The sequence below is a fragment of the Streptomyces sp. G5(2025) genome, from assembly GCF_049542075.1.
Lineage (GTDB): Bacteria > Actinomycetota > Actinomycetes > Streptomycetales > Streptomycetaceae > Streptomyces.
In genome coordinates this window covers 4,023,430-4,039,874 of record NZ_JBMUZT010000006.1, presented here as the reverse complement: position 1 = coordinate 4,039,874, position 16,445 = coordinate 4,023,430, and the positions used below count along the sequence as shown (strand labels likewise).

Genomic DNA, 16,445 nt, shown 5'->3' with positions numbered 1-16,445 from the left:
AAGTCCGGGCCCTTGAAGGACGTCAGCCGTACATCCGCCGCATCGCGAAGTCGACCATCTGCTCCACGGCCTTCGCGTCGAAGACCATGCGGTGCTCGCCCTCCATGTCGAGGACGAAGCCGTAGCCGGTGGGGAGCAGGTCGATGACCTCCGCGCCCGTGATCACGAAGTACTTGGAGTCCTTGCCCGCGTACCGGCGCAGCTCCTTGAGGGAGGTGAACATCGGGATGACGGGCTGCTGGGTGTTGTGCAGCGCGAGGAAGCCGGGGTTGTCGCCGCGCGGGCAGTAGACCTTCGAGGTCGCGAAGATCTGCTGGAAGTCCTCCGCCGACATCGAGCCCGTGGTGAAGGCGCGCACCGCGTCGGCGAGCGAGGGGGGCGAGGGCTCGGGGTAGAGGGGAGGCTGCTGGCCGTACCCACCGCCGGGCATGCCCTGCGTCTGCTGCGGAGGCGGCTGCGCGCCCGGCGGGGCGTACTGCTGCTGGGCCCCGGGGTTCTGGTCGTAGCCATACATGGGGCGAAGCCTACTGAGTCACAGATGGGCGGTTAGGGGTTGCGTCTTATTACCGACGGGTAGCATCATCGTAGCTACTCGCTGGTATTCCATCCCTTTTCCTGCTTACGGAGCCTTCGCCATGGGCCACTACAAGTCGAATCTCCGCGACATCGAGTTCAACCTCTTCGAGGTGCTCGGCCGCGACAAGCTGTACGGCACCGGCCCGTTCGCGGAGATGGACGTCGACACCGCCAAGAGCATCCTGGAAGAGCTGCGCCGCCTCGCCGAGAACGAGCTGGCCGAGTCCTTCACGGACGCCGACCGCAACCCCCCGGTCTTCGACCCGGAGACCAACACCGCGCCCGTCCCGGCGTCCTTCAAGAAGAGCTACCAGGCCTTCATGGACTCCGAGTACTGGCGCCTCGGCCTGCCCGAGGAGATCGGCGGCACCACCGCACCGCGCTCCCTGATCTGGGGCTACGCGGAGCTGCTGCTCGGCTCGAACCCGGCCGTGTGGATGTACTCCTCCGGACCGGCGTTCGCGGGCATCCTCTTCGAGGAGGGCAACGAGGCGCAGAAGAAGGTCGCCTCGATCGCCGTCGAGAAGCAGTGGGGCTCCACGATGGTCCTGACCGAGCCGGACGCCGGTTCGGACGTCGGCGCCGGCCGCACCAAGGCCGTGCAGCAGGCGGACGGCTCCTGGCACATCGAGGGCGTGAAGCGCTTCATCACGTCCGGCGAGCACGACATGTCGGAGAACATCCTCCACTACGTCCTCGCCCGCCCCGAGGGCCACGGCCCCGGCACCAAGGGCCTCTCCCTCTTCCTGGTCCCGAAGTACGAGTTCGACTGGGAGACCGGCGAGCTGGGCGAGCGCAACGGCGTCTACGCCACGAACGTCGAGCACAAGATGGGCCTGAAGGCCTCCAACACCTGCGAGATGACGTTCGGCGACCGCCACCCCGCCAAGGGCTGGCTGATCGGCGACAAGCACGACGGCATCCGCCAGATGTTCCGCATCATCGAGTTCGCGCGGATGATGGTCGGTACGAAGGCCATCGCGACACTGTCGACGGGCTATCTCAACGCCCTGGAGTACGCCAAGGAGCGCGTGCAGGGCCCCGACCTCGCGCAGTTCATGGACAAGACCGCGCCCAAGGTCACGATCACCCACCACCCGGACGTGCGCCGCGCGCTGATGACGCAGAAGGCGTACGCGGAGGGCATGCGCGCGCTCGTGCTGCACACCGCGGCCGTCCAGGACGAGATCCAGGTCAAGGAGGCGGCGGGCGAGGACGCATCGGCACTGAACGCCCTGAACGACCTGCTCCTGCCGATCGTGAAGGGCTACGGCTCGGAGAAGTCCTACGAGCAGCTGGCGCAGTCGCTCCAGACGTTCGGCGGCTCGGGGTACCTCCAGGAGTACCCCATCGAGCAGTACATCCGCGACGCCAAGATCGACACGCTCTACGAGGGCACGACCGCGATCCAGGGCCAGGACTACTTCTTCCGGAAGATCGTCCGCAACCAGGGCGCCGCGCTGAACGGCCTCGCCGAGGAGATCAAGAAGTTCCTGGCGGTCGGCACGGGCGGCGAGACGCTGGCCGCCGCCCGCGAGGAGCTGGCCAAGGCCGCGGTCGAGCTGGAGGCCATCGTCGGCGTCATGCTGACCGACCTCGCGGCCACCGAGCAGGACGTGAAGTCCATCTACAAGGTGGGCCTGAACACCACGCGCCTGCTGATGGTCTCGGGTGACGTCGTCGTCGGCTACCTGCTGCTGCGCGGTGCCGCGGTCGCCGCCGAGAAGCTGGCGACGGCCTCCGCCAAGGACAAGGCCTTCTACGAGGGCAAGATCGCGGCGGCGAAGTTCTTCGCGGCGAACGTCCTGCCGGGCGTCGCCACGGAGCGCAAGCTCGCCGAGGGCGTGGAGCTGGGCCTCATGGAGCTGGACGAGTCCGCGTTCTAGGACGCTCCGGCAGTCGGGTCTGTCCCGCTGCCCGGCTGTCCGTTTCGCCTGATACGGCCGTGGCCCGCCCCGTTTGAACACGGGGCCGGGTCGCGGCCGTCCCTCGTTAGGCTGACTCCATGAGTACAGCGCCCCGCTTCGACCGCGGTCACACCGAAGACCTCATGTCCTTCCTCGCGGCCGGCCCCACGCCCTACCACGCCGTGGCGAGCGCGGCCGAGCGCCTGGAGAAGGCCGGTTTCCGCCAGGTCGAGGAGACCGACGCGTGGGACGGCACGACCGGCGGCAAGTACGTGCTGCGCGGCGGCGCCATCGTCGCCTGGTACGTGCCGGAGAGCGCCGCCCCGCACACCCCCTTCCGCATCGTCGGCGCCCACACCGACTCCCCGAACCTCCGCGTGAAGCCGCTGCCCGACGCGGGCGGCCACGGCTGGCGCCAGGTCGCCGTCGAGATCTACGGCGGGCCGCTGCTCAACTCCTGGCTGGACCGGGACCTCGGCCTCGCCGGCCGCCTCTCGCTGCGCGACGGCACCTCGCGGCTCGTGGACATCGACCGGCCGCTGCTGCGCGTGCCCCAGCTGGCCATCCACATGGACCGCTCCGTCCACACCGACGGGCTGAAGCTGGACAAGCAGAAGCACATGCAGCCCATCTGGGGCCTGGGCGACGACATCCACGAGGGCGACCTCATCCGCTTCCTGGAGGAGGAGACCGGCCTGCCCGAGGGCGAGGTCACCGGCTGGGACCTCATGACGTACTCCGTGGAGCCCCCCGCCTTCCTCGGCCGCGACCGCGACCTGGTCGCGGGCCCGCGCATGGACAACCTCCTGTCGGTACACGCGGGAACGGCCGCCCTGGCGGCCGCGTCGAGCCGCGACGACCTGCCGTACATCCCCGTCCTGGCCGCCTTCGACCACGAGGAGAACGGCTCGCAGTCCGACACCGGCGCCGACGGCCCGCTGCTCGGCTCGGTCCTGGAGCGCTCGGTGTTCGCGCGGGGCGGTACGTACGAGGACCGGGCCCGCGCCTTCGCCGGGACGGTCTGCCTCTCCTCCGACACCGGTCACGCCGTGCACCCGAACTACGCGGAGCGGCACGACCCGACGCACCACCCCCGCGCCAACGGCGGCCCCATCCTCAAGGTCAACGTCAACAACCGCTACGCCACGGACGGCGCCGGACGCTCGGTGTTCGCCGCCGCGTGCGAGAAGGCGGGCGTGCCGTTCCAGTCGTTCGTCTCCAACAACGCGATGCCGTGCGGCACGACCATCGGTCCGATCACCGCGGCCCGGCACGGCATCAAGACGGTCGACATCGGCGTGGCGATCCTGTCGATGCACAGCGTGCGCGAGCTGTGCGGCGCGGACGACCCGCACATGCTGGCCAACGCGCTCGTGGCCTTCCTGGAGGGCTGAGAGCGGCGGAGAAGTCCGCTTTCCCGTGTGGTGGTGGCAGAGGCGGGTACACGGTGCAGCGCAGCCACGACCACAGGGAGGCGGTCCATATGGGCCTGGGCGGATGCATCATTCTCATCGCCGTGGGCGCCATTCTCACGTTCGCGACCGACTGGAAGATGGAGGGCTTCAACGTCACCGTCGCCGGTCTCGTGATGATGGCGGTGGGCCTCATCGGCGTCGCCGCGTTCACCAGCATCGCGCGGCGCAGGCGAGCGGTGGTACCACCGGTGGCACAGACGGTGGTGGACCCGGAGCAGGAGCGCAGGGGTTACTGAGGGGCGGCCCCGTAAGGGGCGCGGGGAACTGCGCGAACAACCACGACGCCCCCGCACCCGCACACCGGAGGGGCAGGCCCCCGAGGCCTCTCAGCGCCGCGGCGGGCCAACCCCCAGAAGCCGGTCCTTCAGCGCCGGAAACTGTTCCCGCGTGGCCAACACCTTCGCCGGGTCCACCTCCACCGTGAGGACCTCCTCGCCGTCACCCGCCTCCGCCAGCACCTCACCCCACGGATCGACGACGACACTGTGCCCCGCCTGGGGCACACCCGCGTGCGTACCGCCGGTGCCACAGGCAAGGACGTACACCTGGTCCTCGACCGCCCGCGCCCGCGCCAACAGCAGCCAGTGCTCGCGCCGCCGCGCGGGCCATCCGGCCGGCACCACGAACATCTCCGCGCCCGCGTCCACCAGCCCCCGGAAGAGCTCCGGGAAGCGCAAGTCGTAGCAGGTGGCGAGGCCAAGAGTGGTCGACGGCGTCCGTACCGTCACGAGCTGCGAGCCCGCGCCCATCAGCACCGCCTCGCCCTTGTCGAAGCCGAAGCGGTGGATCTTCCGGTAGGCGGCGGCGAGTTCACCGTCCGGGGAGAAGACGAGAGAGGTGTTGTAGAGGGGGCCTTCCGGGTCACGCTCGGGGATGGACCCGGCGTGCAGCCAGATCCCCGCGTCCCGCGCCGCCTTGGCCATGGCCTCGTACGTGGGCCCTTCCAGCGGCTCCGCCTCGCTCGCGAAGGACTCGTACGCGAAGGCACCGGTCGTCCACAGCTCCGGCAGCACCACGAGGCCGGACCGCTCCCGCGCCGCCACCTCCCGCACCAGTGAAGGCACGCGCTCCCTGCGGGAATTGGCGGATTCGCCCTCGTCCACGGCGATCTGGATGAGAGAGGCGCGCACACTACCACCGTCCTGGCATTCGATCCGTCGTCACCGTCAAACACAGCCTACGATCGTCACACGAAACCACTGCCGGGGTGACTGCGGGCAGCGTACTGTGATTTTCCGGGGCGGGGGACCTCCCCGAGTCCCCACGCCGCCGCCCAGCCACCCACCGCCCGCGTACGACCGCCGAGGGGTCCCGTGAGTCTCCATCCCAGCCTGCAAACCTACGCCGACGCCTGGACCCACTCAGTGGAAGCGATATCCGAGTTGGTCACACCGCTCGCCGAAGGAGAGTGGAACTGGGCCACTCCCTGCCCCGGCTGGTCCGTGCGCGACATCGTCTCCCACGTCATCGGCCTGGACTGCGAGATGCTGGGCGACCCGCGGCCGATCCACAGCCTGCCCCGCGACCTGTACCACGTCCAGACCGACGGCCAGCGGTACATGGAGATGCAGGTCGACGTGCGCCGCCACCACACCGCGCCGGAGATGACCTCCGAGCTGGAGTACACGATCATCCGCCGCACCCGGCAGCTGCGGAACGAGTCGCGTGACCCGAGCACCAAGATCCGCGGCCCCCTCGGCTCCGAGCAGACCCTCGAACTGGCCATGCGGATGCGGGCGTTCGACGTATGGGTGCACGAGCAGGACCTGCGGACGGCGCTGAGGAAGCCGGGCAACCTCGACTCCCTGGGCGCGTACGTCGCCCGTGACCTCCTCCTGCAAGGGCTGCCGAAGGTCGTCGCCAAGAAGGCCGGCGCGCCCGCGAACAGCGCGGTCGTCTTCGACGTGAGCGGCCCCGTGGAGTTCCTGCGCACGGTCCGCGTGGACGCCGAGGGCAAGGGCACGGTGGACAACGCCCCCTCGCTCGGTCCGCTCGCCACCATCGCCCTGGACTGGGACACGTACTTCCGGCTCGCCTGCGGCCGCGTCTCGTACGCAGCCGTCGCCGACCGGGTCAAGACCGAGGGCGACCACGACCTGTCCGAGGCGATCCTGCGCAACTTCGCCGTGACCCCGTGACGCCGTGACGCCGCAGTGTCACGCGGGTACGTGGACCGCCTCCACCCGGGAGGCGACCAGCTGCTCCCGCTCCCGCCGCACCGCCCGCCCGCGCAGCCGCAGGATCTGGCAGAGCCCCACCGCCTCCAGGACGAAGACCGCGCAGAAGGCGACCCGGTAGTTGTCCCCGGTCGCGTCGAGCAGCAGGCCGATCGCGAGCAGCGTCGTCATGGAGGCGACGAAGCCGCCCATGTTCGTGATGCCCGAAGCCGTGCCCTGCCGCTCGGGCGGGTTCGCGGGCCGCGCGAAGTCGAAGCCGATCATAGAGGCGGGCCCGCAGGCGCCGAGGACCGCGCACAGCACGATCAGCAGCCACATCGGGGCATGCTCCCCGGGGTGGGCCAGCGTGGCCGCCCAGACCGTGGCCGTCGCCCCGATCGTGCCGATCGCCAGCGGCAGGCGCGCCGCGTGGTGCCGGGCGACGATCTGGCCGTAGACCAGGCCGATGACCATGTTGGACAGCACGACGAGGGTGAGCAGCTCGCCCGCGGCCGCCCGGGTCAGGCCCTGCGCCTCGACGAGGAACGGCAGGCCCCACAGCAGCAGGAACACCATCGCGGGGAACTGCGTGGTGAAGTGCACCCACATCCCAAGCCGGGTGCCGGGCTCGCGCCACGACAGGGCGATCTGCTCGCGCACGAAGGCCGCGCCCGTGTGCCCGACCGGTTCCGGCTCGTGCCCCTCGGGGTGGTCCTTCAGGAACAGCGTCATCAGGACGAGGACGACGACACCGCAGAGCGCGCTGCCCGCGAAGGCCGCGGTCCAGCCGACGGAGTGCAGCAGCCGGGCCAGGACGAGGGTGGAGACGAGGTTGCCCGCCATGCCGACGAGGCCCGCGAGCTGGGCGACGAGCGGGCCGCGCCGGGCCGGGAACCAGCGGGTGCCGAGCCGCAGGACGCTGATGAAGGTCAGCGCGTCACCGCAGCCGAGCAGGGCGCGGGACGCGAGCGCCATCGCGTACGAAGGGGAGAACGCGAAGCCGAGCTGTCCGACCGTGAACAGCACGACCCCGATGGTCAGCACCTTCTTGGTGCCGAGCCGGTCGACCATCAGGCCGACGGGTATCTGCATGCCCGCGTACACGAGCAGCTGGAGTATGGAGAAGGTGGAGAGGGCGGACGCGTTGACGTGGAACCGGTCGGCGGCGTCGAGGCCGGCGACGCCGAGCGAGGTCCGGAAGATGACGGCGACGAAGTAGACGGCGACGCCGATCGACCAGACCAGCACGGCCTTCCTGCCGCCGGGTGGATCTCCGGGCAGGCGGACGGAGGCGGAGGCGGAACTCACCGCACCTCACCCCGCGCCAGGTTCTGGAACCACCCGACGTGGCGGGTGACGACGGCCACCGCCGCCTCGGCGTCGCCCGCCACCAGCGCGGCGAGGATCTCCTCGTGCTCCGCGAGCGTCTTGGCGATCCGGTCCGGGTGCGAGTGCATCACGGCGACGCCCATCCGCAGCTGCCGGTCGCGCAGCTGGTCGTAGAGACGGGAGAGGATCTCGTTCCCGCCGCTGCGCACGATCTCCGCGTGGAAGCACCGGTCGGTGACGGCCGCGGCCGTGAAGTCCCCGGCGGCGGCCTGCACGCGCTGCTGCTCCAAGAGCTCGCCGAGCCGGGCGAGCAGGCTCGCGGGCGCCGGCACCGCCTTGCGCACCGCGTGGGTCTCGACCAGGAGCCTGGTCTCGACGACGTCCGCGATCTCCTGCGCGGAGACGGGCAGCACGAGCGCCCCCTTCTTCGGGTAGAGCCGCAGCAACCCCTCCACCTCCAGCTTCAGCAGCGCCTCGCGCACCGGCGTACGGGAGACGCCCACGGCCTCGGCGAGTTCACCCTCGGTGAGGAGCGTGCCGCCCTCGTAGCGGCGCTCCAGGACGGCCTGCTTGACGTGCGCGTAGACGCGCTCGGCGGCGGGGGGCCGCTTGAGGGCGGTGACCGGGGCAGCGGCGGTGGCAGTAGCGGTGACGGCGGGGGCTGGCATGCGCACAGCATAGATACAACAGGTATACGCAGGAACCCCGGTCCACATGGCGGAATCCCGCGTACTCCGCGCACTTTCCGGGCCGCCGCGCACATCCATTGCCCTCTCTCGTGCGTCTAACGGGAAAGCGGCCCCCTCACGTGGCCGCAGTCCAGGGGCATTTGGAGCAGAGATCTTGAATACCGGCATCAAGGGCGTACGTCGCGTATCGGCCGTCACCATCACCGCGAGCTCGATACTGGCCGCCGGCGCCCTCACCACTCCGGCCCACGCGGCCACACCGCCGAAGCCGTCCATCGTCGCCAAGGGCGGCTATGTGATGAACAACGGCACGGGCAAGACCCTCTTCACCAAGTCCGCCGACACCCGCCGCTCGACCGGCTCCACGACGAAGATCATGACGGCGCGCGTGGTGCTCGGCCAGCGGAATCTCAACCTGGATTCCAAGGTCACGGTCCAGAAGGCGTACAGCGACTACATCGTCGCCAACAACTACGCCTCGTCGGCCCGCCTGATCGTCGGCGACAAGGTCACCGTCCGCCAGCTGCTGTACGGCCTGATGCTGCCCTCCGGCTGCGACGCCGCGTACGCGCTCGCGGACAAGTTCGGCAAGGGCTCGACCCGCAAGGCCCGCGTGCAGAACTTCATCGGCCAGATGAACTCCACGGCCAGGACGCTCGGCCTGACGAACACTCACTTCGACTCGTTCGACGGCATCGGGCACGGCCAGAACTACTCGACGCCGCGCGACCTGACGAAGCTCACGCGCAGCGCGCTGAAGTACTCCACGTTCCGCACGGTCGTGAAGACGAAGTCGACGAAGCAGAAGGTCACCACCAAGTCCGGTGGCTACCGCTACATGCCGTGGGAGAACACGAACAACCTCCTCGGCTCCTACCGCGGCACCATCGGCGTGAAGACGGGCTCCGGCCCCGAAGCGAAGTACTGCCTCGTCTTCGCCGCGACCCGGGGCGGCAAGACGGTCGTCGGCACGGTCCTGACCTCCTCCTCGGTGGCCAACCGCACCTCGGACGCCAAGAAGCTGATGGACTACGGCTTCAAGGTCGCCTGACGTCCGGCGCGTACGAGAAGGGGGCCCGCCGCGGACATCGCGGCGGGCCCCCTTTCGCGTTTCGTACTCTGCTCGGCCGGTGCTACGTCCAGGTCAGCAGCCGCTTCGGCCGCTCCAGGACCGCCGCCACGTCGGCGAGCACCTTGGAGCCCAGCTCGCCGTCGACCAGGCGGTGGTCGAAGGAGAGCGCGAGCGTGGTCACCTGGCGCGGCTTGACCTTGCCCTTGTGGACCCACGGCTGGAGCTTGATCGAACCGACCGCGAGGATCGCGGACTCGCCGGGGTTCAGGATCGGCGTGCCCGTGTCGACGCCGAAGACGCCGACGTTCGTGATCGTGACCGTGCCGCCCTGCATGGCGGCGGGCGAGGTCTTGCCCTCCCGGGCCGTGGAGACCAACTCGCCGAGCGACTCGGCCAGTTCGGGCAAGGTCTTGGCGTGCGCGTCCTTGATGTTCGGCACGAGCAGGCCGCGCGGGGTGGCCGCGGCGATGCCGAGGTTCACGTAGTGCTTCTGGACGATCTCCTGGTTGGCCTCGTCCCACGTGGCGTTGACCTCGGGGTGGCGCTTGATCGCGACCAGCAGGGCCTTGGCGATGAGCAGCAGCGGATTGATCCGCAGCCCCTCGAAGCCGTACTCGCCGGGGTCCCGCTTGATCTCCTCGATCAGCTTCATCGTCCGCGTCACGTCGACCGTCACGAACTCCGTGACGTGCGGCGCGGTGAACGCGGAGTCGACCATCGCCTGCGCGGTGGCCTTGCGGACGCCCTTGACGGGGATGCGGGTCTCACGGGCTTCCGCACCGGTCGCGGGAGCGGAGGCGGGGACGGCCGCGGGGACGGTCTGCGGCGCGGAGGCCTCGGCCGGCTCCGGACGGTCCTGCGGCTGGGCGGCCGGGGTGGCCGCCGCGTGCACGTCCTCGCGCGTGATGATCCCGTCGGGCCCGGACGGCGTGACCCTCGCGAGGTCCACGCCGAGGTCCTTGGCGAGCTTGCGCACCGGGGGCTTGGCCAGCGGCCGGGTGCCGTGGCCGTTCACCTCGGGCGGCGCCACCGGCTGCGGCTCCGGCTCCGGCTCCGGCTCCGCCACGGGCAGGGGCACGGGGACGTCCCGCGCGTCCTGTACGCCCGCCTTGCGTGCGCGGCGCTTCGTCGAGGACTCGGCGACTCCGTACCCCACGAGGACGGGCTGGCGGGCCGCCGGGGCGGCCTCCTCCGCGGGGGCGGGCACGGCGGCCTGCGGGGCGGACTCCTCGGCGGGGGCGGCCGGGGCCGCGCCGCCCGAGACGTCCACGGAGATGATCACCTGGCCGACGTCGACCGTGGTGCCCTCGGGGAAGCGCAGCTCCCGTACGACACCGTTGAACGGAATGGGGAGTTCGACGGCGGCCTTGGCCGTCTCGACCTCGCACACGACCTGGCCGTCGGTGACGGTGTCACCGGGCGCCACGTACCACTTGAGGATCTCCGCCTCGGTGAGCCCCTCGCCCACGTCGGGCATCTTGAACTCGCTCAGAGCAGCGTCTGTCATCGTCGTCACGACCCTCTCCCTCAGTACGCCAGCGAGCGGTCGACGGCGTCGAGCACCCGGTCGAGACCCGGCAGGTACTCCTCTTCGAGGCGCGCCGGCGGATAGGGGGCGTGATAGCCGCCGACCCGCAGCACCGGGGCCTCCAGGTGGTAGAAGCACCGCTCGGTGATCCGGGCGGCGATCTCCGCGCCCGTGCCGAGGAAGACCGGGGCCTCGTGAACGACGACGAGCCGCCGCGTCTTGACGACCGAGGCCTGCACGGCGTCGAAGTCGATCGGCGACATGGAGCGCAGGTCCAGGACCTCCAGGGACTTGCCCTCCTCCTCGGCGGCCGCGGCCGCCTCCAGGCAGACCTTCACCATCGGGCCGTACGCGGCGAGGGTGAGGTCGCTGCCCTCGCGGGCGACGACGGCCTTGTGCAGGGGCCCGGGGAAGGCGTCCGTGTCCACCTCGCCCTTGTCCCAGTACCGCCGCTTGGGCTCGAAGAAGATGACCGGGTCGTCGCTCTGGATGGCCTGCTGCATCATCCAGTAGGCGTCCGCCGAGTTGGACGGGGAGACCACCTTCAGGCCCGCCACGTGCGCGAAGAGCGTCTCGGGTGACTCGCTGTGGTGCTCGACGGCGCCGATGCCACCGCCGTACGGAATGCGGATGACGACCGGCATCTTGATCTTGCCGAGCGCGCGGGCGTGCATCTTCGCGAGCTGTGTGACGATCTGGTCGTACGCGGGGAAGACGAAGCCGTCGAACTGGATCTCCACCACCGGGCGGTAGCCCCGCAGGGCCAGGCCGATGGCGGTGCCGACGATGCCGGACTCGGCGAGCGGGGTGTCGATGACCCGCTCCTCGCCGAAGTCCTTCTGCAGTCCGTCCGTGACGCGGAAGACGCCGCCGAGCTTGCCGACGTCCTCGCCCATGACGAGGACCTTGGGGTCGTTCTCCAGCGCCGTGCGCAGCGATTCGTTGATCGCCTTGGCGATGGGCAGCTTCTGGACAGCCATGGCTACTTGACCTCCCCGCCCGCGGGGGCGTCGGCGAACGACGCCTGGTACGCGGCGAACTGGGCGCGCTCCTCGTCCACGAGCGCGTGCCCGTCCGCGTAGACGTTCTCGAAGATCGCCATCAGCTCCGGATCCGGCATCGCCCGCACCACCTCTCGCACCCGCTTGCCCAACGCTTCGCTCTCCTCGTCGAGTTCCGCGAAGAATCCCTCATCCGCGTGACCTTCGGACTCCAGGTAGGCCCGCAGCCGCAGGATGGGGTCCTTGGCCTCCCACGCCACCCGCTCGTCGTCGTTGCGGTACTTGCTCGGGTCGTCGGACGTGGTGTGCGCGCCCATGCGGTACGTGAACGCCTCGATCAGCGCCGGGCCCTCGCCCGCGCGGGCCCGCTCCAGGGCCCACTTGGTGACGGCGAGCACGGCGAGCACGTCGTTGCCGTCGACCCGCAGGCCGGGGAAGCCGTAGCCCTGCGCGCGCTGGTAGAGCGGCACCCGGGTCTGCCGCTCGGTCGGCTCGGAGATCGCCCACTGGTTGTTCTGGCAGAAGAACACGACGGGGGCGTTGTAGACGGAGGCGAAGGTGAAGGACTCGGCCACGTCGCCCTGGCTGGAGGCGCCGTCCCCGAAGTACGCGATCACGGCGGAGTCGGCGCCGTCCTTGGCCACGCCCATCGCGTAGCCGGTGGCGTGCAGCGTCTGCGAACCGATGACGATCGTGTACAGGTGGAAGTTGTTGCTGTTCGGGTCCCAGCCGCCGTTGTTCACACCGCGGAACATGCCGAGCAGGTTGGTGGGGTCGACCCCGCGGCACCAGGCGACGCCGTGCTCGCGGTACGTGGGGAACACGTAGTCGTCGTCGCGCGTGGCCCGGCCGGAGCCGATCTGGGCGGCCTCCTGGCCGAGCAGCGAGGCCCACAGGCCCAGCTCGCCCTGGCGCTGGAGAGCGGTGGCCTCGGCGTCGAAGCGGCGGGTGAGGACCATGTCGCGGTACAGGTCGCGCAGTTCCTGCGCGGTGATGTCGGCGACGTACGACTCGTACTGCGCGTTCTCGACCCGCTTGCCCTCCGGGGTCAGCAGCTGTACGAGCTCCGGCTCCGTGCTCTTGTGCGGCGCGGCCTTCTTCGCGCCGGCGCGCTTGCCGCCGCCGGTACTGCTGCGGCGCGGTTTGCGCGCGGCGGTGCTCTCCACGGTCACGTGTGCTCCTCCGTCGGTCCGGCTCCCGGGGGTTACCGGGAAAACCAGTACGGCTCGCCTGGTCCGTGCCCGCGCACGGGGTGGGTGCGTCTCGGCCGGGAACAGGCGTGACAGGTGTCCCGGCGAACGCCCTGCACAATGCACGTTACCCAGTGCGTACCAATTCTGTGAAACCCCATCTGACCTGCGAATTTGCTTGGATTTCCAAGTAAATGGCGGCTCGCTGACTGCTCGGATTTCCGAGTAGAGCGAGAATGGGGGAACACTTCCTGGTCACAGCACTGATCACAGCCTGGCAGGGGGCCGGAACACGGGCACGTTATCCCGGCCACCCCGGCCTCGGGAAGGGTTCCGACCGGGCGGCGAAAGAGATCGTGTGTGAGACTGGCTCCGTGCGCGAAGAAGGAAAAATTACGGTATTTCTCCTCGACGACCATGAAGTGGTCCGCCGTGGCGTCCACGAGCTGCTCTCCGTGGAGTCCGACATCGAGGTCGTCGGCGAGGCCGGAACGGCTGCGGACGCCCTGGTCAGGATCCCCGCGACGCGACCTGACGTGGCCGTGCTCGACGTGCGCCTGCCGGACGGCAGCGGGGTGGAGGTGTGCCGCGAGATCCGTTCGCAGAACGAGGACATCAAATGCCTGATGCTCACCTCGTTCGCCGACGACGAAGCTCTCTTCGACGCGATCATGGCGGGCGCCTCCGGTTATGTCCTCAAGGCGATCCGTGGCAACGAACTGCTCACCGCCGTGCGCGACGTGGCGGCCGGCAAGTCCCTGCTGGACCCCGTGGCCACGGCCCGGGTCCTGGAGCGGCTGCGCGACGGCAACAACGCCAAGGGCGACGACCGCCTGGCCAACCTCACCGAGCAGGAACGCAAGATCCTCGACCTGATCGGCGAGGGCCTCACCAACCGCGTGATCGGCGAGCGGCTGCACCTCGCCGAGAAGACGATCAAGAACTACGTCTCCAGCCTGCTCTCCAAGCTGGGCATGGAGCGCCGCTCGCAGGCCGCCGCGTATGTGGCGCGCATGCAGGCGGAGAAGCAGCACTGACGGGACGCGGCACGGACACGGCGGCACTGCGGGGCCCGGCGGCGGACACTGCGGGGACAACTGCGGGCCCTGCGACAGGGGACTTACGTCCCGTTTGATGGGGGCGGGGGCCTCTTTTGCGACATCCCGTCCGTGGACGAGGGTGGGAGTCATGTCCAGCGACCCCACCAGCCCCGCCGACGATCAGCTCGCCTTCGAGCTGCTGCGGCGTACCGACTACGGCCGCGTGGCGACCAGCATGCGCGCGCTGCCCTTCCTCGCGGCGGCCCGTCACATCGTCGTCGGCGGGAAGATCCTGCTGCGCATGCACAAGGGCTACGGCTACCACCAGGCCTGCGTCGGGAGTGTCGTCGCGTACGGCGCGGACAACCTCGACGTGGCATCGGCCCGTGACGGCCAGTGGACCGTGCAGTGCATCGGCCTGTGCGAGGCCGTCGAACCGACCAACGCCGAGCTCGAACTCTTCGGTTCCACGCCGCACTTCGCGGACGGCGAGCTCTTCGACCCGGTGTACCTGCGGATACAACCGCAGGTCACCAAGGTGCATACGCTGCACGCGGGCCATGACCGGCGGCTTCATCGGGTCCGCGTCCGCTGAGCCGCCGGGTCGGGCATACGGGACGTCCGGCGTCCGGGGTCAGGACACGCCGCCCTCGGGATCCTCCGGGTCCCCGCCCTCGTCCGGATCCGTCGGGTCCGAGGTGGGCTGCGTCGGGTCCGAGGTGGGCTGCGTCGGGTCCGTGGTCGGCTCCGTCGGGTCCGTCGTCGGCTGCGTCGGGTCCGTGGTCGGCTGCGTCGGGCGCCCCGTCGGCTGCGACGGACCGGTCGGCTGGTTCGTCGGCGGGGGATAGCCGGTCTGGCCCCCGGTCCCGTCGCCCGGATCCGTCGCCTCGCCCGTCGTTTCCTTGTCGGGGCTCTTGCTGGGCTCCTTCTCCTGCGACTGCTTCGTCGAAGGAGTCACCGGAGTCTTGTCCTTGTCCTTCGTGCCGGTGTTCGCGCTCAGCGCGAAGGCGACGCCCACCGCGATCGCGATGACCGCGAGCACGGCGAAGATCCACATCTTGCCGCGGCCGCCCTTGCCGCCGTGGTGGCCGCCCTCGAAGCCGCCGTCGTCGCCGCCCGGCGGACGCAGCATCGGGCCCGGGATCTGCGCGGTGCCGGAGTCGGGGTGCGCCATCGCGCCCGCCCCCGCGGCCCCCATCGCCGCGGTGCTGCCGCCCTCGTGCGCCTCGACGGGGCCGGTGTTCCAGGTCCCCGTGTGGCCGCCCTGCTCGTGCAGCATCTGGAGGCCGTACTGGACGAGGCCGCGCATCTCCTCGGCGGTCTGGAACCGGTCGTCCGGGTCCTTGGCCAGGGAGCGCATGACGAGCCCGTCCAGCTCCGGCGGCGCCTGGTCCGAGACCTGCGAGGGCGGTACGGCCTGGTCCTGGACGTGCTGGTAGACCACGGAGAGCGGCGTCTCGCCGGTGAACGGCGGCCGCAGGGCGAGCAGCTCGTAGAGGAGACAGCCGGTCGCGTACAGGTCGGAGCGGTGGTCGACGGCCTTGCCGAGCGCCTGCTCGGGCGAGAGGTACTGCGGCGTGCCCATGACCATGCCGGTCTGGGTCATCGTCGACTGCGCGCCGTGCAGGGCGCGCGCGATGCCGAAGTCCATCACCTTCACCGCGCCGGTGTGCGTGATGATCACGTTCGCGGGCTTGATGTCACGGTGCACGATGCCGTGCTGGTGCGAGTACGCGAGCGCTTCGAGCACCCCGGAGACGATGATGAGCGCCTGCTCGGGCCCCGGCGCCTCCGCGTTGAGCAGCAGATCGCGGATCGTGCGGCCCTCGACGATCTCCATGACGATGTACGGGACGACGCTCGGCCCGACGACATCTTCACCGGAGTCGTACACCGCGACCACCGCGTGGTGGTTGAGACCCGCGACCGACTGGGCCTCGCGCGTGAAGCGGGCCTTGGAGACCGGGTCCTCGGCGAGGTCGGAGCGGAGCAGCTTGACCGCGACGGTGCGGCCCAGACGTACGTCCTCGGCGGCGAACACCTCTGCCATGCCGCCCCGGCCCAGTCTGTGGGTCAGTCGGTACCGGCCGTCTCCGACGAGCCCGCCGTTGCCCCACAACTCGGGCGCGTCAGACATTCCGCCGCCAGACGCCTCGGGGTCGGACGGGCCCTGAGCGCGCTGCGTCTGTGCCATCAGTCCTCGCCGTCGTTTCTGGTCGTGGTACTTGGTGCTGAGTACGCCGCTGTACGGGTACTCCGACGGGCCACGCTACAGCCTTCACACCACCTGCCGGTTCGAGGTGGACCGGACATAAAAGCGTTCCCGGGCCCTCACGCGCGAACTTGTAACGCTTCCGAGACGCTTCTTGCGCGTACGGTCACGGAACGGGCACCGAGCTTGACGCGTCATCGTCCTGGGGCAGACTTGGCCAGGAATAGCGGGTAATCGATCACCAGCCGCGGAGCCGTCCGGTTGCCGCGC

General features: G+C 70.0%; 15 protein-coding genes. 7 read left to right on the top strand and 8 right to left on the bottom strand.

Annotated elements, in window-relative coordinates:
* Positions 1 to 22 precede the first annotated feature (22 nt).
* A complete protein-coding gene (locus ACOBQB_RS29140) occupies positions 23 to 514 on the bottom strand; it encodes an SseB family protein (protein WP_223775762.1) in 492 nt (163 codons plus the stop codon).
* 121 nt (positions 515 to 635) lie between these two features.
* Here ACOBQB_RS29140 and ACOBQB_RS29135 point away from each other — a divergent pair, with 121 nt between their 5' ends.
* The 3 genes from ACOBQB_RS29135 (at position 636) to ACOBQB_RS29125 (ending at position 4,194) form a co-directional block, all read left to right on the top strand.
* Complete coding sequence (locus ACOBQB_RS29135) at positions 636 to 2,462, top strand: acyl-CoA dehydrogenase (protein WP_423595761.1); 1,827 nt, start codon at positions 636 to 638, stop codon at positions 2,460 to 2,462.
* Between the two features lie 119 nt (positions 2,463 to 2,581).
* Positions 2,582 to 3,877: a M18 family aminopeptidase gene (locus ACOBQB_RS29130; RefSeq protein WP_423595759.1), complete on the top strand. Its 1,296-nt coding sequence runs from the start codon at positions 2,582 to 2,584 to the stop codon at positions 3,875 to 3,877.
* An 89-nt stretch (positions 3,878 to 3,966) separates the two neighbouring features.
* Positions 3,967 to 4,194 (top strand): hypothetical protein, encoded by a 228-nt coding sequence (locus ACOBQB_RS29125; RefSeq protein WP_423595757.1) that lies wholly within the window; start codon positions 3,967 to 3,969, stop codon positions 4,192 to 4,194.
* Positions 4,195 to 4,284: 90 nt separating this feature from the next.
* Here the strand turns inward: ACOBQB_RS29125 and ACOBQB_RS29120 are convergent, their stop codons facing one another.
* On the bottom strand, positions 4,285 to 5,088 hold the full coding sequence (locus ACOBQB_RS29120) for a carbon-nitrogen family hydrolase (RefSeq protein WP_423595755.1): 804 nt from the start codon (positions 5,086 to 5,088) through the stop codon (positions 4,285 to 4,287).
* Positions 5,089 to 5,271: 183 nt separating this feature from the next.
* Between ACOBQB_RS29120 and ACOBQB_RS29115 the strand changes: the two genes are divergently transcribed.
* The gene (locus ACOBQB_RS29115; RefSeq protein WP_423595753.1) at positions 5,272 to 6,096 is read left to right on the top strand and encodes a maleylpyruvate isomerase family mycothiol-dependent enzyme; all 825 of its coding nucleotides are present in this window, start codon (positions 5,272 to 5,274) and stop codon (positions 6,094 to 6,096) included.
* Between the two features lie 18 nt (positions 6,097 to 6,114).
* Here the strand turns inward: ACOBQB_RS29115 and ACOBQB_RS29110 are convergent, their stop codons facing one another.
* Positions 6,115 to 7,422 (bottom strand): MFS transporter, encoded by a 1,308-nt coding sequence (locus ACOBQB_RS29110; protein WP_423595751.1) that lies wholly within the window; start codon positions 7,420 to 7,422, stop codon positions 6,115 to 6,117.
* Positions 7,419 to 8,111, bottom strand: a complete 693-nt coding sequence (locus tag ACOBQB_RS29105) for a GntR family transcriptional regulator (protein WP_423595749.1) — start codon at positions 8,109 to 8,111, stop codon at positions 7,419 to 7,421. Before ACOBQB_RS29105 ends, ACOBQB_RS29110 begins: the two co-directional genes overlap by 4 nt.
* Positions 8,112 to 8,286: 175 nt before the next feature.
* Between ACOBQB_RS29105 and ACOBQB_RS29100 the strand changes: the two genes are divergently transcribed.
* Positions 8,287 to 9,183 (top strand): D-alanyl-D-alanine carboxypeptidase family protein, encoded by an 897-nt coding sequence (locus ACOBQB_RS29100; RefSeq protein WP_423595747.1) that lies wholly within the window; start codon positions 8,287 to 8,289, stop codon positions 9,181 to 9,183.
* An 82-nt stretch (positions 9,184 to 9,265) separates the two neighbouring features.
* Here ACOBQB_RS29100 and ACOBQB_RS29095 read toward each other — a convergent pair whose 3' ends face one another.
* From ACOBQB_RS29095 to pdhA, 3 genes are read right to left on the bottom strand one after another with little or no spacing between them, the layout of a single operon-like run.
* Positions 9,266 to 10,720: a dihydrolipoamide acetyltransferase family protein gene (locus ACOBQB_RS29095; RefSeq protein WP_423595745.1), complete on the bottom strand. Its 1,455-nt coding sequence runs from the start codon at positions 10,718 to 10,720 to the stop codon at positions 9,266 to 9,268.
* 11 nt (positions 10,721 to 10,731) lie between these two features.
* Positions 10,732 to 11,712 carry an alpha-ketoacid dehydrogenase subunit beta gene (locus ACOBQB_RS29090; RefSeq protein ID WP_423595743.1) on the bottom strand — a complete coding sequence of 327 codons (981 nt, stop codon included), beginning with the start codon at positions 11,710 to 11,712 and terminating at the stop codon, positions 10,732 to 10,734.
* A 2-nt stretch (positions 11,713 to 11,714) separates the two neighbouring features.
* Positions 11,715 to 12,905: a pyruvate dehydrogenase (acetyl-transferring) E1 component subunit alpha gene (gene pdhA, locus ACOBQB_RS29085; RefSeq protein ID WP_423595741.1), complete on the bottom strand. Its 1,191-nt coding sequence runs from the start codon at positions 12,903 to 12,905 to the stop codon at positions 11,715 to 11,717.
* A 392-nt stretch (positions 12,906 to 13,297) separates the two neighbouring features.
* Here pdhA and ACOBQB_RS29080 point away from each other — a divergent pair, with 392 nt between their 5' ends.
* Both ACOBQB_RS29080 and ACOBQB_RS29075 read left to right on the top strand, forming a co-directional pair.
* Positions 13,298 to 13,960 (top strand): response regulator, encoded by a 663-nt coding sequence (locus ACOBQB_RS29080; RefSeq protein ID WP_423595739.1) that lies wholly within the window; start codon positions 13,298 to 13,300, stop codon positions 13,958 to 13,960.
* Between the two features lie 151 nt (positions 13,961 to 14,111).
* Complete coding sequence (locus ACOBQB_RS29075) at positions 14,112 to 14,558, top strand: pyridoxamine 5'-phosphate oxidase family protein (RefSeq protein ID WP_423595737.1); 447 nt, start codon at positions 14,112 to 14,114, stop codon at positions 14,556 to 14,558.
* Positions 14,559 to 14,597: 39 nt separating this feature from the next.
* On the opposite strand, the gene ACOBQB_RS29070 is transcribed toward ACOBQB_RS29075, so the two are convergent.
* The gene (locus ACOBQB_RS29070; protein WP_423595735.1) at positions 14,598 to 16,157 is read right to left on the bottom strand and encodes a protein kinase domain-containing protein; all 1,560 of its coding nucleotides are present in this window, start codon (positions 16,155 to 16,157) and stop codon (positions 14,598 to 14,600) included.
* Positions 16,158 to 16,445: the final 288 nt, after the last annotated feature.